The organism is Mycobacterium novum, assembly GCF_010726505.1.
GTDB classification, from domain to species: Bacteria; Actinomycetota; Actinomycetes; order Mycobacteriales; family Mycobacteriaceae; genus Mycobacterium; species Mycobacterium algericum.
The window spans coordinates 63463-78693 of the sequence record NZ_AP022562.1 but is presented as its reverse complement, the minus strand read 5'-3'; the positions used below and the strand labels follow the sequence as shown (position 1 = coordinate 78693).

Here is a 15231-nt window from a genome sequence, read left to right as displayed (position 1 = left end):
GAGATGCAGGAGGCAGCGATGGCTCAAGAGCAGACCAAACGTGGCGGTGGCGGTGGCGATGAGGACGATCCCACCGGTCCCGCGGCGGCCGGCCAGGAGCGTCGCGAGAAGCTGACCGGCGAGACCGACGACCTGCTCGACGAGATCGACGACGTGCTGGAAGAGAACGCAGAGGACTTCGTGCGCGCGTACGTCCAAAAGGGCGGCCAGTGAGCTGGCCGTTCCATGATCGCCTTCCTGTCAATTCCGCACTTCCCGGGATGCCGTCCAGCCCGGTAGACCTGTCGTCGTTCTCGGATTTCCTGCGCCGCCAGGCACCGGATCTGTTGCCGACGGGAAACGCGAGTCTGACCTCCGGCGCCGGGGCTGAGCTGCCGCACGGCACCACGATCGTCGCACTGAAATACCCGGGCGGCGTGGTGATGGCCGGCGACCGGCGTTCCACGCAGGGCAACATGATCGCCGGGCGCGACGTGCAGAAGGTCTACATTACCGACGACTACACCGCCACCGGCATCGCCGGCACCGCCGCGATCGCGGTCGAGTTCGCCCGGCTCTACGCCGTCGAACTGGAGCACTACGAGAAGCTCGAAGGGGTGCCGCTGACGTTCGCCGGGAAGGTGAACCGGCTGGCGATCATGGTGCGCGGCAACCTCGGTGCGGCGATGCAGGGGTTGCTGGCGCTGCCGCTGCTGGTGGCCTACGACATCGACGATCCCGACGGGCAGCATGCCGGGCGCATCGTGTCGTTCGACGCGGCCGGCGGCTGGAACGTCGAGGAGGAGGGCTACCAGGCGGTGGGCTCCGGTTCGCTGTTCGCCAAGTCGTCGATGAAGAAGCTGTACGCGCAGGTGGCCGATGCGGATTCGGCGTTGCGAGTGGCGGTCGAGGCGCTGTACGACGCCGCCGACGACGATTCGGCCACCGGCGGACCGGACCTGGTGCGCGGCATCTACCCGACGGCGGTGTCCATCGACGCTGACGGCGCCGTTGATGTCCCCGAGTCGCGGATTGCCGAACTGGCCCGTGAGATCATCGAGAGCCGAACTCGCGGAGGGGATTCGGCAGCGAAGACCAAGCGGGGTAAGAAATGAGCTTCCCGTACTTCATCTCGCCCGAGCAGGCGATGCGTGAGCGCGGTGAGCTCGCGCGCAAGGGCATCGCCCGCGGCCGCGGCGTGATCGCACTGGCCTACGCCGACGGCGTGCTGTTCGTCGCCGAGAACCCTTCGCGCTCACTGCAGAAGATCAGCGAACTCTATGATCGGGTCGGGTTCGCCGCCGCCGGACGGATCAACGAGTTCGAGAACCTACGCCGCGGTGGCATCCAGTTCGCCGACACCCGTGGCTACGCCTACGACCGCCGCGACGTGACCGCGCGCCAGTTGGCCAACGTCTACGCGCAGACCCTGGGAACGATCTTCACCGAGCAGGCCAAGCCGTATGAGGTCGAGTTGTGCGTGGCCGGGGTGGCCTACCAGGGTCAGACCAAAGCCCCTGAGCTGTACCGGATCACCTACGACGGGTCGATCACCGACGAGCCGCACTTCGTGGTGATGGGTGGCACCACCGAGCCGGTGATCGCCGCGCTCAAGGAGTCCTACACCGAGAACGCCGAGCTTGCCGACGCACTGCACATCGCGGTCAACGCGCTCAAGCAGACCGACACCGGCAACGGTGCCGAGCAGCGTGAGCTGGGTCCGGGAACACTCGAGGTGGCCATCCTCGACGCCAACCGGCCCAAGCGGGCATTTCGCCGTATCGCCCGGTCGACGCTGGAAGAACTGTTGCCGCAGGCAGATTCGTCGGGGGAGAACTCCGGCAACGCTTCCGGCTAGGGTGACGGCTACCGGCCGATCCGGAAGCGCTTGACCCGCGCCGCTGCTCCCGAAGCCAGCTCGACGCGGCTGCGCGGCACCTCGAAATACTGCGCCAGCAGCCGGATCACCGCTGCATTGGCTTTCCCGTCGACGGCCGGCTCGCGCACGTAGACCGTCAGCTGGCCGTCGTCGTCGGTCTCCACCAGCGGGCCTTTGCGGCTGCCGGGTTTGACCTTGACGACGACGGTTTCACTTTGAGACATGATGACAGCATGCTATCAATAGGTTTGATGCTATGCTGTCATATGCGCACCACCGTGACATTGGATGATGACGTCGAGCAGTTGATTCGTCGCCGGATGGCAGAACGTCAGCTGTCGTTCAAGCAGGCGCTCAACGAGGCGATCCGCGACGGATCGGCCGGCCGCGCAACACCGCAATTCCAGACCCGGACCGCTGATCTCGGGGTCCCGTCGGTCAATCTGGACAGGGCACTGCAGCTTGCTGCGGATCTGGAGGACGAAGAGCTGATCCGCCGGCAACGCCGCGGTGCCTAGCAGACCATGAAGATCGTCGACGCCAATGTGTTGCTCTATGCGGTGAACACTGCCGCAGAGCACCATGACGCCTCGCTGCGCTGGCTCGACCGTGCGCTGTCCGGAGCGGACACGGTTGGCTTCGCCTGGGTTCCGCTACTGGCGTTCGTCCGGCTCTCCACCAAGGAGGGTTTGTTTCCCCATCCGCTGCGGCCGGAGGACGCGGTGGACCGGGTGGCCGAGTGGACCGCGGCATCTAGTGCGGTAGTCGTCAATCCCACGCCTCGACATGCCGACATCCTGACCGGGCTGCTCGCCCGCGTCGGCGCCGGGGGAAACCTGGTGAACGACGCGCACCTGGCGGCGCTCGCCATCGAGCACCGCGGCGGAATCGTTTCCTACGACGCGGATTTCGGCCGATTCGGGATCCGTTGGGATCGGCCCGACGACCTGGCGTAGGCGAGGCCTACCGCGAAGGTGCGTAAATCCGGCCCAAACGTCGGCGTGTCGATGGGGGACACGCACGCTCGCGCGAATGGCGATCGCTAGCGGGCGACGATCACCGACGAGCCGTGCCCGAACAGCCCCTGATTGGCGGTCACACCCACGGTGGCGCCCTCGACCTGCCGGCCGGTAGCGGTGCCGCGCAGCTGCCAGGTCAGCTCGCACACCTGGGCGATGGCCTGCGCCGGGATCGCCTCACCGAAGCAGGCCAGCCCGCCGGACGGGTTCACCGGGACGCGACCACCGATCGTGGTGGCGCCGCTGCGCAGCAGCTGCTCGCCCTCGCCCTTGGGGCACAGGCCCAGGTGCTCATACCAGTCCAGCTCCAGTGCGGTGGACAGGTCGTAGACCTCGGCCAGGCTGACGTCCTCCGGCCCGATACCGGCCTCGGCGTAAGCCGCGTCCAGGATCTGGTCCTTGAACACCCGCTCCGGCGCGGCCACCACCGCGGTGGAATCCGTTGCGATGTCCGGCAATTCGGGCAAGTGCTGCGGGTACTGCGGGGTGACGGTTGACACCGCCCGCACCGACGGCACGCCGTCGAGCGACCCCAGGTGCTTGCGCGCGAACTCCGCGCTGGCCACGATCAGCGCCGCCGCGCCGTCGGAGGTGGCGCAGATGTCGAGCTGGCGCAGCGGGTCGGAGACCACCGGGCTGGCCAGCACGTCTTCGACCGCGGACTCCTTGCGGTAGCGGGCATTCGGATTGGACAAGCCGTGCCGGGAGTTCTTCACCTTCACGCTCGCGAAGTCCTCGGAGGTGGCGCCGTAGAGGTCCATCCGGCGGCGCGCCAGCAGCGCGAAGTACACCGGGTTCATCGCGCCGATCAGGTGGAACCGCTGCCAGTCCGGGTCGTTTTTGCGCTCACCGCCGACCGGGGCGAACGCGCCCTTGGGGGTGGTGTCGGCGCCGATCACCAGCGCGACGTCGCAGAACCCGGCCAGGATCTGGGCGCGGGCGCTCTGCAGCGCCTGCGAACCCGACGCGCAGGCGGCATAGCTCGACGACACCGGAACGCCGTTCCAGCCCAGCTTCTGGGCGAACGTCGAACCGGCGATGAAACCGGGATAGCCGTTGCGGATGGTGTCCGCGCCGGCGACCAGCTGGATCTGGCGCCAGTCCAGGCCGGCGTCGGCCAGCGCGGCGCGGGCGGCGACCACGCCGTACTCGGTGAAGTCACGGCCCCACTTGCCCCACGGGTGCATGCCCGCACCCAGGATGTAGAGCGGCTCGGGAGTGCTCATGCGCCCACCTTCTTCCACGCATAGACGGTGCGCGTCACGCCGTCGTCGTCGGTGTAGAGCGGCATGGTGGTCAGCTCCATCTCCATCCCGACCTTCAGGTCCGCGGCCAGCGTTCCCTCGACGACCTTGCCCAGCACGATCAGGCCTTCGTCGGCCAGCTCCACCGCGGCGATCGCGAACGGCTCGAACGGCTCGCTCGGCGGGTACGGCGCCGGCGGCAGGTACCGGTTCTCGGTGTAGCTCCAGATGGTGCCGCGCCGCGACAGCGCGACGGGTTCGAGCACATCGCCGTCGCAGGCGGGGCTGGGGCAGTTGTTCTCACGCGGCGGGAACACATAGGTGCCGCACTGCGGGCATTTGGCGCCGATCAGGTGGGGGAGGCCGGCGTCGTCGGTGGCGTACCACCCGTCGATGGCCGGCTGCGAGGCTACATCTGGCACCAGGTCAGCGTACCGAACCACGACCGCAAAACTGAAACGTGTTGCAATTCCGCCGGCGCCGACGGCCGCGCCCACCGGGTGCATAGAGTTGTCTCCGTGAGCTCAGCCAAGACCGCCCCGACCGACGCTGCGCAAGAAACCCAGACCAAACCGACGCTGTTGCTGCTGGACGGAAACTCGCTGGCCTACCGGGCCTTCTACGCCCTTCCCGCGGAGAACTTCAAGACCCGCAGCGGCCTGACCACCAACGCCGTCTACGGATTCACCGCCATGTTGATCAACCTGCTGCGCGACGAGACACCCAGCCACGTCGCCGCCGCGTTCGACGTGTCACGGCAGACGTTCCGCTCCGAGCGCTACCCGGAATACAAGGCCACCCGCTCGTCGACGCCCGACGAGTTCCGCGGCCAGATCGACATCACCAAGGAGGTCCTCAATGCGCTGGGGATCACCACCTTGTCCGAGCCCGGCTATGAGGCCGACGACCTGATCGCCACGCTGGCCACCCAGGCCGACGGCGAGGGCTACCGGGTGCTGGTGGTCACCGGCGACCGCGACGCACTGCAACTGGTCAACGACAACGTGACCGTGCTCTACCCCCGCAAGGGGGTCAGCGAGCTGACCCGGTTCACCCCCGACGCCGTGCTGGAGAAGTACGGCCTGACCCCGGCGCAGTACCCGGATTTCGCGGCGCTGCGCGGTGACCCGAGCGACAACCTGCCGGGCATCCCCGGGGTGGGGGAGAAGACCGCCACCAAATGGATCGCCGAGTACGGCTCCCTGGAAGGACTGGTCGACAAGGTCGACACCGTCAAGGGCAAGGTCGGAGATGCGTTGCGCGCCAACCTGTCCAGCGTGATCCTCAACCGGGAGCTCACCGACCTGGTGCGCAACGTGCCGCTGGCCCAGACACCGGACACGCTGCGGCTGCTGCCGTGGGACCGCGAACAGATCCATCAGCTCTTCGACGACCTCGAGTTCCGGGTGCTGCGCGACCGGCTGTTCGAGACGCTCGCCACCGCCGAGCCGGAGGTGGAGGAGGGCTTCGAGGTGCGCGGCGGCGCCCTGGAGCCGGGGACGGTGGCGTCCTGGCTGGCACAGCATGCCGCGGACGGCCGCCGTGCGGGACTGGCGGTGATCGGCACCCACCGCAGCTACGACAGCGACGCCACCGCCTTGGCGATCGCCACCGCCGACGGGGAGGGCGGCTACGTCGACACCGCCACCCTGACCGCCGACGACGAGGCGGCGCTGGGCGCCTGGCTGGCCGACCCGGCTAGACCCAAGGCGCTGCACGAGGCGAAGCTGGCCATGCACGACCTGGCCGGGCGCGGCTGGACGCTCGACGGTGTCACCAGCGACACCGCGCTGGCCGCCTACCTGGTCCGGCCCGGCCAGCGCAGTTTCAGCCTCGACGACCTGTCGGTGCGTTACCTGCGCCGCGAACTGCGTGCCGAATCCGATGAGCAGCAACAACTCTCGCTGCTCGACGACACCGACGGGATCGATGACCAGGCGGTGCAGACCGCGATCCTGCGGGCCCGCGCCGTCACCGATCTGGCCGACGCGCTGGATGCCGAACTGGCCCGCATCGACTCGGGCGGCCTGCTTGACGACATCGAATTGCCGCTGCAGCGGGTACTGGCCGAGATGGAGTCCGTCGGCATCGCCGTCGACCTCGACCACCTCGGACAGCTGCAGAGCCGCTTCGGCGACCAGATCCGTGACGCGGCCGAGGCCGCCTACGCGGTGATCGGCAAGCAGATCAACCTGGGTTCGCCCAAACAGCTGCAGGTGGTGCTCTTCGACGAGCTCGGCATGCCCAAGACCAAGAAGACCAAGACCGGCTACACCACCGACGCCGACGCGCTGCAGTCACTGTTCGACAAGACCGGCCACCCGTTCCTGGAACACCTGCTGGCCCACCGCGACGTCACCCGGCTCAAGGTCACCGTCGACGGGCTGCTCAAGGCGGTGGCCTCCGACGGGCGGATTCACACCACGCTGAATCAGACCATCGCCGCCACCGGCCGGCTCTCCTCGACCGAGCCGAACCTGCAGAACATCCCGATCCGCACCGAGGAAGGCCGGCAGATCCGCAACGGCTTCGTCGTCGGCTCAAACGACGACGGGGCCTACACCGAGCTGATGACCGCCGACTACAGCCAGATCGAGATGCGCATCATGGCGCATCTGTCGAAAGACGACGGCCTGATCGAGGCGTTCAACACCGGCGAGGACCTGCACTCGTTCGTCGGCTCACGGGCGTTCGGCGTGCCGATCGGCGAGGTGACCGCGGACATGCGGCGCCGGGTCAAGGCGATGTCCTACGGCTTGGCCTACGGCCTGAGCTCCTACGGGTTGTCTCAGCAGCTCAAGATCTCCACCGAAGAGGCCAAAGAGCAGATGGACGCCTACTTCGACCGGTTCGGCGGGGTGCGCGACTACCTGCACGACGTCGTCGAGCAGGCCCGCAAGGACGGTTACACCTCGACGGTGCTGGGCCGGCGGCGCTACCTGCCGGAGCTCGACAGCAGCAACCGCCAGGTCCGCGAGTCCGCCGAGCGGGCCGCGCTCAACGCCCCGATCCAGGGCAGTGCGGCCGACATCATCAAGGTGGCGATGATCGACGTCGACCAGGCCTTGAAGGCTTCCGGCCTGCGCTCGCGGATGCTGCTGCAGGTGCACGACGAGTTGCTGTTCGAGGTCGCCGAGGGCGAGCGCGAGGAGCTGGAGGAGTTGGTGCGCACTCAAATGGGCGGCGCCTACCAGCTGAGCGTCCCGCTCGAGGTCGCGGTCGGCTACGGGCGCAGTTGGGATGCCGCCGCGCATTGAGCGATGTGGCGAACCGGAAAATTCATTCTCGAATCGGGTGTGACGGCCTGACATACTGATGACCTGACGGCGGGAGGTACCACTGTGGGGCGGCGCGGTCGAATAGTCCTCTTGGTGCTGGTCTTCGGCCTGCTGGCGGCTGGGCCGGTGCAGGCGGCCCCTGAGCGGCCGTTGCGCCCGGAGCGCTACGACGCGTGCACGGTGCCGATCGTCGCTCCGTTGGAGCCGGTCGCCGACGGCAGCGGGTCGGCCACCCGCGGCCCGGGCCAGGAAGGCTGTGCGCCGGCGGCGTCGCCTTCCCCGGAACCCGAGTTCCGGCCCGTCGAGCACCCGTGTGGCACCTACAGCAACGCCAACGGGGTGTTCGACCTGGTGGTGGTCCGCGATGACGCACGCTGCGACGAAGCTCGCAGCGTGTTCGAGCGGTTTGATGCCGCCCAGCCCACCGACCCCTTTTTCTGCGCGGACGAGAGCGCCGATATCCGCGCGGCCAGGGGAGTGGTCCGGTTCTGCTGCAGCGAAGGTGCGCGGTACGAGCTGCGAGTCATCCACTGAGTGGCCCGAGCCGGGATTTCTGCGCGGGAGCTACCGGCGGACGAGCACTGGCGAGCGGTAGCCGGCCATCACCTGCAGCACCGGGGCCGCCGCCCGGGCCGCCAGCACCCCGTGGGCGTCCTCGTGCTGCAGTGCGAACACCTCGGGATCACCGAAGCCGCGGTCGATGCGGTCCCGCACGAACGCCAGCTTGACCACCTGGGCGGCGAACTTCTTGACGCTGCGGGCGGCGGGCTTGCCGCCGATACGCCGCGCCTCGCGGATCGCGTGCTTGCGCGCCCGGATCGAGCCCAGCCAGGTCTCCTCGTTCGGGCTGATCAGCCCGCCCATCACCATGGCGGGCAGCTTGGTGGAGACCAGGTGTTGCTCGTGCCGGCGACTCACCGCGCCCAGCACCACCATCAGCAGGAACACCGGGACCATCCAGAACAGGTAGGTGGTCAGGAAGTACCGGGCGCCGCCCATCGCCAGCGACGCGTTCCACAGGGCGTGCATGCCCACCGCCCCCAGGTACCCGAGCAGGATCACGAACGCCTTCGACCAGAACCCGCGGCGACGCAGCGCGAAGAACACCCCGATGCCGGTCATCGTGGTGAACAGCGGGTGGGCGAACGGCCCGACGACCAGCCGCGCGATGGCCACCGCGGCCATCTTGGCCGGCGAGTCGGCGGGCGCGATGTAGACGATGTCCTCCATCCAGGCGAATCCCACCGCCGCTACGCCCGCGTAGACCATGCAGTCGGTCAGCGAGTTGAGCTCATGGCGCCGGCGGCCGGTCAGCATGATCAGCAGGAACAGCCCCTTGGCGGCCTCCTCGATGAACGGCGCCTGGATCGCGGCCATGTCGAAGGTCTTCGACACCAGCGGCCGCACCGTGGCCACCGAGGAGCCGAACGTCTCCAGCCCCACCGCCAGCACCACGGCGACCGACGCGCCCCACAGGAAGGCCAGCTGCAGCAACCGGCGTGGTTCGGGTTCCCAGCGGTCCAGCCAGCGGTAGCAGAGCAGCACCACCAGCATTGACATGCTGGCCAGCACCAGCGCGGTGAGGGTGCCGGCCGGGTTGGCCGCGGTGAAGAACAGCAGCAGCAACGCGGTGAGGACGCTGAGCAGGACGATGACGTACAGCGGCGCTCCGACCTTGCGGCGGTTCCGCATCTGGGGCATAGCGACGCAGCGTAGACCACCGGTTTGTCCAGCGTGCAACGCGTCGAGTAGCCTCGACAGGTAGTCCTCGGCCAGTTCTAGCAGGGTCGTCGGCCACCGCATGCCTGGCATGCGTGATATCACCTGTCCCTACGACCACAACTTGTCCGGAGCAACCCAACACATGCCAAGTCCCACCGTCACCTCGCCGCAAGTAGCCGTCAACGACATCGGCTCGGCCGAGGATTTTCTCGCCGCCATCGACAAAACGATCAAGTACTTCAACGATGGCGACATCGTGGAAGGGACGATCGTCAAGGTTGACCGGGACGAGGTCCTGCTCGACATCGGCTACAAGACCGAAGGCGTCATTCCCAGCCGCGAGCTGTCCATCAAGCACGACGTCGACCCCCACGAGGTGGTGTCCGTCGGTGACGAGGTCGAGGCCCTGGTCCTGACCAAGGAGGACAAAGAGGGCCGGCTGATCCTGTCCAAGAAGCGCGCCCAGTACGAGCGCGCCTGGGGCACGATCGAAGAGCTCAAGGAGAAGGACGAGGCCGTCAAGGGCACCGTCATCGAGGTCGTCAAGGGCGGCCTGATCCTCGACATCGGGCTGCGCGGCTTCCTGCCCGCCTCGCTGGTGGAGATGCGCCGGGTCCGTGACCTGCAGCCCTACATCGGTCGCGAGATCGAAGCCAAGATCATCGAGCTGGACAAGAACCGCAACAACGTGGTGCTGAGCCGCCGCGCCTGGCTGGAGCAGACCCAGTCCGAGGTGCGCAGCGAGTTCCTCAACCAGCTGCAGAAGGGCGCCGTCCGCAAGGGCGTGGTGTCCTCGATCGTCAACTTCGGCGCGTTCGTCGACCTGGGCGGGGTGGACGGCCTGGTGCACGTCTCCGAGCTGTCCTGGAAGCACATCGACCACCCGTCCGAGGTGGTTCAGGTGGGCGACGAGGTCACCGTCGAGGTGCTCGACGTCGACATGGACCGCGAGCGGGTTTCGTTGTCGCTCAAGGCCACCCAGGAAGACCCGTGGCGGCACTTCGCCCGCACCCACGCGATCGGCCAGATCGTGCCGGGCAAGGTCACCAAGCTGGTGCCGTTCGGCGCGTTCGTCCGCGTCGAGGAGGGCATCGAGGGCCTGGTGCACATCTCCGAGCTGGCTGAACAGCACGTCGAGGTGCCCGACCAGGTGGTCGCGGTCGGCGACGACGCCATGGTCAAGGTCATCGACATCGACCTGGACCGCCGCCGCATCTCGCTGAGCCTCAAGCAGGCCAACGAGGACTACACCGAGGAGTTCGACCCCTCGAAGTACGGCATGGCCGACAGCTACGACGAGCAGGGCAACTACATCTTCCCCGAGGGCTTCGACGCCGAGACCAACGAGTGGATCGAGGGTTTCGACAAGCAGCGCGCCGAGTGGGAGGCCCGCTACGCCGAGGCCGAGCGCCGGCACAAGATGCACACCGCGCAGATCGAGAAGTTCGCCGCCGCCGAGCACGCCGAGCCCCGCTCGGGTGCCAACGGGTCGCACCGCGACGAGGCACCGGCCGGCGGCTCGCTGGCCAGCGACGAGCAGCTCGCGGCGCTGCGGGAGAAGCTCGCCGGTAACAGCGCCTAGGCACGCGGCAACGCAGATGCTGCGTATCGGGCTGACCGGCGGGATCGGCGCCGGCAAGTCGACGGTGTCGGCCACCTTCAGCCGGTTCGGCGCCGTCGTCGTCGACGGCGACGTCATCGCCCGTGAAGTCGTCGAACCCGGCACCGAAGGCCTGGCCGCACTGGTCGAGGCCTTCGGGCCGGGGATCCTGTTGCCCGACGGCGCCCTGGACCGCCCGGCGCTGGCCGCGATCGCCTTCAGCGACGACGACAAGCGGGCGACCCTCAACGGCATCGTGCACCCGCTGGTGGCGCGGCGCCGCAGCGAGCTGATCGCCGCGGCAGGCGAGGATGCGATCATCGTCGAGGACATCCCGCTGCTGGTCGAGTCGCAGATGGCGCCGATGTTCCCGCTGGTGATCGTGGTGCACGCGGACGTCGAGACGCGAGTAACCCGACTCCGCACCCACCGCGGCATGCCCGAGGCGGATGCGCGCGCCCGCGTGGCCGCACAGGCCACCGAGCCGCAGCGCCGGGCGGTCGCCGACGTCTGGCTGGACAACTCCGGGGATCCCGACGATCTGGCGGACCAGGCGCTGCAGTTGTGGCAGCAGCGCATCGAGCCGTTCGCCCACAACCTGGCGGCCCGCCGCACCGTGTCGCCGCCGTCCCAGCCGGTGCCGGCCGACCCGACCTGGCCGGATCAGGCGCAGCGCATCATCGCCCGGCTGCAGACCGCCTGCGGGCACCGGGCGCTGCGCATCGACCACGTCGGCGACACCGCGGTGGCCGGGCGCGACGCCCGCGACGTCATCGACATGCAGGTGACCGTGGAATCCCTGGCGGTAGCCGACGAGCTCGCCGAGCCGCTGCTGGCGGCCGGCTACCCCCGGGTCGAGGGGGTCACCGCCGACAGCGCGCTCACCGACGACGATCCAGCGTTGTGGGAGAAGCGGTTTCACGCTTCCGCTGACCCGGGACGGCCCACCCGCATCCAGCTGCGGGTGGACGGCCGGCCCAACCAGCGGTTCGCCCTGCTGGTTCCGGCTTGGCTGGCGGCCAACCCGGAAGAGCGTCTCGCCGACGCCGACGATCTCGACGAAGGCGCCTACCGGCGGGCATGGGCGTGGGCCGACGACACCGGCTGGCGTCCCTACTAAGCGCCGATGGCGGTGACCCGCCGAGCTCGCGATCCCCGCCAGGTCAGGCCATACTGCTGATCAGCGCGCCGCAGAGCATCGCGCCGTTGCGCGGGTCGCTGCTGTCTTTCCAGGTGGTGACGAAGCGGTCGCTCTTCACGGCCACGATGTCATCCACGTGGATCTCGCAGTGCACGTTCGCCGACGACGGCCAGCGCAGCCGGATCACCATGCCCGCCTTGCTCGGGTCGGACAGCACCGCGTTGGCCTGGAACGGCGCCCCGAAGCCGTCGATGTCACCGCTGGCGGTCTGATAGTCGTTGAGCATGAAGGTGACCACGCTGCCGGTGGTCCACGCGTCGACCCGCGCGATGTAGGTGACGTTGTGCAGCTCGTCGGCTGCGGCCGTCGCCGGGATCAGCTGACCGCACCCCAACAGGGCCGCGGTCGTCGCGGTGGCGACACCGATTCGCAGGTTGGCGTTCATCTTCTCGAGATTACCTAACCAACGGCCGGCGCTGTCGCGGTTGACTAGGGCGCTCCCGGCGGCGACCCGGTGAGACCGTCGCTGACCGGCCAGGACACCGGCATTCCCAGGCCGGTCAGCCAGCGCTGCAGGTCGTAGCCGTTGCCGGCCAGGCCGTCGATGGCGGCGACCGCCCGCATCACCGCCCGCTCGGCGTCGTCCTGGGTGAGCAGGCCCTCCCGCACGGCGACCATCAACTCGTCGACGTCGGTGAGCTCGACGCCGCGGCCGGTGCGCACCACCAGGTCCAGATAGTGGTCCCGGGAGCGCCACTGCTCCGGTCCCGGGGTGTAGTCGCCGACGTCGAGGTAGAAGTCCTGGTCGCGTTCGTGGCCCGGGTTGAAGTGGAAGATCGTCGCGCGCAGCCCCAGCTCGGGTAGCAGCCACGACTCCAGGTAGCGGAACTGGGCGCGTCCCGGGGTGGGTCGGGCCAGGTAGAGACCCCACGGCTGCACGGTGTAGACGTCGACGGCGCGCACCACCCCTTTCGGGTCGGTGTTGGTGTTCGCGACCAGGTCAAAAGTCTCGTGCTTGGGCGGATGCACCGTGCCTCCTTCTTGCCGCCAACGTGCGTGTCCCCCGTCCGACGCGCCGCGTCGGGACCGGAAGCACGCACGCTCGCGTTGTCAGACACCCGGCCTACTCTGGGTTCGTGGCTTTCGCAACCGAACACCCCGTCGTCGCGCATTCGGAGTACCGGCCTCCCGCCGACGCCGTCGAAGGCATCGTGCGGGCCGGCGGCCGTTTCGAAGTGGTCAGCGACTACCAGCCCGCCGGTGACCAACCTACCGCGATCGCCGAGCTGGACCGGCGCATCACCGCGGGGGAGAAGGACGTGGTGCTGCTCGGCGCCACCGGCACCGGCAAGTCGGCCACCGCGGCCTGGCTGATCGAGCGGCTGCAGCGGCCCACGCTGGTGATGGCGCCGAACAAGACGCTGGCCGCTCAGCTCGCCAATGAGCTACGAGAGATGTTGCCGCACAACGCCGTCGAGTACTTCGTCTCGTACTACGACTACTACCAGCCGGAAGCCTACATCGCCCAAACCGACACCTACATCGAGAAGGACAGCTCCATCAACGACGATGTGGAGCGGCTGCGCCACTCGGCGACCTCGAGCCTGCTGTCCCGGCGCGACGTGGTGGTGGTGGCGTCGGTGTCGTGCATCTACGGCCTGGGCACGCCGCAGTCCTACCTGGACCGCTCCGTTGAACTGCAGGTCGGCTCGGAGGTGCCGCGCGACGGGCTGCTGCGGCTGCTGGTCGACGTCCAGTACACCCGCAACGACATGGCGTTCACCCGCGGCTCGTTCCGGGTGCGCGGCGACACCGTCGAGATCATCCCCTCGTATGAGGAGCTGGCGGTCCGCATCGAGTACTTCGGCGACGAGATCGAGGCGCTCTATTACCTGCATCCGCTCACCGGGGACGTGGTCCGCAAGGTCGACTCGCTGCGGATCTTCCCGGCCACCCACTACGTGGCCGGCCCGGAACGGATGACGCAGGCCATCTCCACCATCGAGGAGGAGCTGGCCGTCCGGCTCGACGAGCTGGAGCGCCACGGCAAGCTGCTGGAGGCCCAGCGGCTGCGGATGCGCACCAACTACGACATCGAGATGATGCGCCAGGTCGGGTTCTGCTCGGGCATCGAGAACTATTCGCGTCACATCGACGGTCGCGGCGCCGGCTCGCCGCCGGCCACCCTGCTGGACTACTTCCCGGAGGACTTCCTGCTCATCATCGACGAGTCGCACGTCACAGTGCCGCAGATCGGCGGCATGTACGAGGGCGACATGTCGCGGAAGCGCAACCTGGTGGAGTTCGGGTTCCGGCTGCCGTCGGCCTGCGACAACCGGCCGCTGACCTGGGAGGAGTTCGCCGACCGGATCGGGCAGACGGTCTACATGTCGGCCACCCCCGGCCCCTACGAGCTCAGCCAGGCCGCCGGTGAGTTCGTCGAGCAGGTGATCCGCCCGACCGGCCTGGTCGACCCGAAGGTGGTGGTGAAGCCGACCAAGGGCCAGATCGACGACCTGATCGGCGAGATCCGGCAGCGCGCCGAGGCCGACGAGCGGGTGCTGGTGACCACGCTGACCAAGAAGATGGCCGAAGACCTCACCGACTACCTGCTGGAGATGGGGATCCGGGTGCGCTACCTGCACTCCGAGGTCGACACGCTGCGCCGGGTGGAGCTGCTGCGGCAGCTGCGGCTCGGCGACTACGACGTCTTGATCGGGATCAACCTGCTGCGAGAGGGCCTGGACCTGCCGGAGGTGTCGCTGGTGTCGATCCTGGATGCCGACAAGGAGGGCTTCCTGCGCTCCACCCGCAGCCTGATCCAGACCATCGGCCGGGCGGCTCGCAACGTCTCGGGCGAAGTGCACATGTACGCCGACAAGATCACCGACTCGATGCGCGAGGCCATCGACGAGACCGAACGGCGGCGGGCCAAGCAGATCGCCTACAACGAGGCGAACGGAATCGACCCGCAGCCGCTGCGCAAGAAGATCGCCGACATCCTCGACCAGGTGTATCGGGAGGCGGCCGACAGCGAAACCGTCGAGGTCGCCGGCTCGGGGCGCAACGCCTCGCGCGGGCGGCGCGCGCAGGGGGCACCGGGACGGGCGGGCCAATCCGTCAGCGCCGGGGTGTTCGAGGGCCGCGACACCAAGAGCATGCCGCGCGCCGAACTGGCCGACCTGATCAAGGACCTCACCGAACAGATGATGAACGCCGCCCGTGACCTGCAATTTGAGCTCGCCGCCCGAATCCGCGATGAGATCGCCGACCTCAAGAAAGAGTTGCGGGGTATGGACGCGGCCGGAATCAAGTGACGCGCCAGCATGGGGACCGTTTTCGCGTGTCATGGCGATCCGTGATTGACTG

Annotated in this window: 16 protein-coding genes; 10 read left to right on the top strand and 6 right to left on the bottom strand. The window is 68.3% G+C overall.

Annotation, left to right across the window (positions count from 1 at the left end; genetic code table 11):
- Window positions 1–18 precede the first annotated feature (18 nt).
- The 3 genes from G6N19_RS00355 to prcA are packed head-to-tail and all read left to right on the top strand — an operon-like array spanning window position 19 to window position 1837.
- Window positions 19–213 (top strand): ubiquitin-like protein Pup, encoded by a 195-nt coding sequence (locus G6N19_RS00355; RefSeq protein WP_013828730.1) that lies wholly within the window; start codon window positions 19–21, stop codon window positions 211–213.
- Window positions 210–1094: a proteasome subunit beta gene (gene prcB, locus G6N19_RS00350; RefSeq protein WP_193465552.1), complete on the top strand. Its 885-nt coding sequence runs from the start codon at window positions 210–212 to the stop codon at window positions 1092–1094. Before G6N19_RS00355 ends, prcB begins: the two co-directional genes overlap by 4 nt.
- A complete protein-coding gene (gene prcA / locus G6N19_RS00345) occupies window positions 1091–1837 on the top strand; it encodes a proteasome subunit alpha (protein WP_013828732.1) in 747 nt (248 codons plus the stop codon). The genes prcB and prcA overlap by 4 nt, the downstream gene beginning before the upstream one ends.
- Window positions 1838–1845: 8 nt before the next feature.
- Here the strand turns inward: prcA and G6N19_RS00340 are convergent, their stop codons facing one another.
- Window positions 1846–2082, bottom strand: coding sequence for a DUF167 domain-containing protein (locus G6N19_RS00340; protein ID WP_013828733.1), 237 nt, complete (start codon window positions 2080–2082; stop codon window positions 1846–1848).
- Window positions 2083–2124: 42 nt separating this feature from the next.
- Here G6N19_RS00340 and G6N19_RS00335 point away from each other — a divergent pair, with 42 nt between their 5' ends.
- Window positions 2125–2376 (top strand): hypothetical protein, encoded by a 252-nt coding sequence (locus tag G6N19_RS00335; protein WP_013828734.1) that lies wholly within the window; start codon window positions 2125–2127, stop codon window positions 2374–2376.
- A 6-nt stretch (window positions 2377–2382) separates the two neighbouring features.
- Window positions 2383–2814, top strand: a complete 432-nt coding sequence (locus G6N19_RS00330) for a type II toxin-antitoxin system VapC family toxin (protein WP_013828735.1) — start codon at window positions 2383–2385, stop codon at window positions 2812–2814.
- An 86-nt stretch (window positions 2815–2900) separates the two neighbouring features.
- Here the strand turns inward: G6N19_RS00330 and G6N19_RS00325 are convergent, their stop codons facing one another.
- Together G6N19_RS00325 and G6N19_RS00320 are read right to left on the bottom strand one after the other, a co-directional pair.
- Entirely contained in the window at window positions 2901–4103 is a 1203-nt protein-coding gene (locus tag G6N19_RS00325) for a lipid-transfer protein (RefSeq protein WP_083038134.1), read from the bottom strand.
- Window positions 4100–4543 (bottom strand): Zn-ribbon domain-containing OB-fold protein, encoded by a 444-nt coding sequence (locus tag G6N19_RS00320; RefSeq protein WP_083038228.1) that lies wholly within the window; start codon window positions 4541–4543, stop codon window positions 4100–4102. Before G6N19_RS00320 ends, G6N19_RS00325 begins: the two co-directional genes overlap by 4 nt.
- 96 nt (window positions 4544–4639) lie before the next feature.
- Here G6N19_RS00320 and polA point away from each other — a divergent pair, with 96 nt between their 5' ends.
- Together polA and G6N19_RS00310 are read left to right on the top strand one after the other, a co-directional pair.
- Complete coding sequence (gene polA / locus G6N19_RS00315; protein WP_193465551.1) at window positions 4640–7378, top strand: DNA polymerase I; 2739 nt, start codon at window positions 4640–4642, stop codon at window positions 7376–7378.
- A 114-nt stretch (window positions 7379–7492) separates the two neighbouring features.
- Window positions 7493–7933 (top strand): hypothetical protein, encoded by a 441-nt coding sequence (locus tag G6N19_RS00310; RefSeq protein ID WP_193465550.1) that lies wholly within the window; start codon window positions 7493–7495, stop codon window positions 7931–7933.
- A gap of 30 nt (window positions 7934–7963) precedes the next feature.
- Here G6N19_RS00310 and G6N19_RS00305 read toward each other — a convergent pair whose 3' ends face one another.
- Window positions 7964–9100: a PrsW family intramembrane metalloprotease gene (locus tag G6N19_RS00305; RefSeq protein WP_408632456.1), complete on the bottom strand. Its 1137-nt coding sequence runs from the start codon at window positions 9098–9100 to the stop codon at window positions 7964–7966.
- Between the two features lie 163 nt (window positions 9101–9263).
- On the opposite strand from G6N19_RS00305, the gene rpsA reads away from it, so the two are divergent.
- The gene (gene rpsA / locus G6N19_RS00300; RefSeq protein ID WP_013828741.1) at window positions 9264–10703 is read left to right on the top strand and encodes a 30S ribosomal protein S1; all 1440 of its coding nucleotides are present in this window, start codon (window positions 9264–9266) and stop codon (window positions 10701–10703) included.
- Window positions 10704–10719: 16 nt separating this feature from the next.
- On the top strand, window positions 10720–11841 hold the full coding sequence (gene coaE / locus G6N19_RS00295; RefSeq protein WP_013828742.1) for a dephospho-CoA kinase: 1122 nt from the start codon (window positions 10720–10722) through the stop codon (window positions 11839–11841).
- 43 nt (window positions 11842–11884) lie between these two features.
- On the opposite strand, the gene G6N19_RS00290 is transcribed toward coaE, so the two are convergent.
- Window positions 11885–12307 (bottom strand): hypothetical protein, encoded by a 423-nt coding sequence (locus G6N19_RS00290; protein ID WP_013828743.1) that lies wholly within the window; start codon window positions 12305–12307, stop codon window positions 11885–11887.
- A gap of 44 nt (window positions 12308–12351) precedes the next feature.
- Window positions 12352–12891: a DUF402 domain-containing protein gene (locus G6N19_RS00285; protein ID WP_013828744.1), complete on the bottom strand. Its 540-nt coding sequence runs from the start codon at window positions 12889–12891 to the stop codon at window positions 12352–12354.
- Between the two features lie 107 nt (window positions 12892–12998).
- On the opposite strand from G6N19_RS00285, the gene uvrB reads away from it, so the two are divergent.
- Window positions 12999–15179 carry an excinuclease ABC subunit UvrB gene (gene uvrB / locus G6N19_RS00280; RefSeq protein WP_013828745.1) on the top strand — a complete coding sequence of 727 codons (2181 nt, stop codon included), beginning with the start codon at window positions 12999–13001 and terminating at the stop codon, window positions 15177–15179.
- Window positions 15180–15231: the final 52 nt, after the last annotated feature.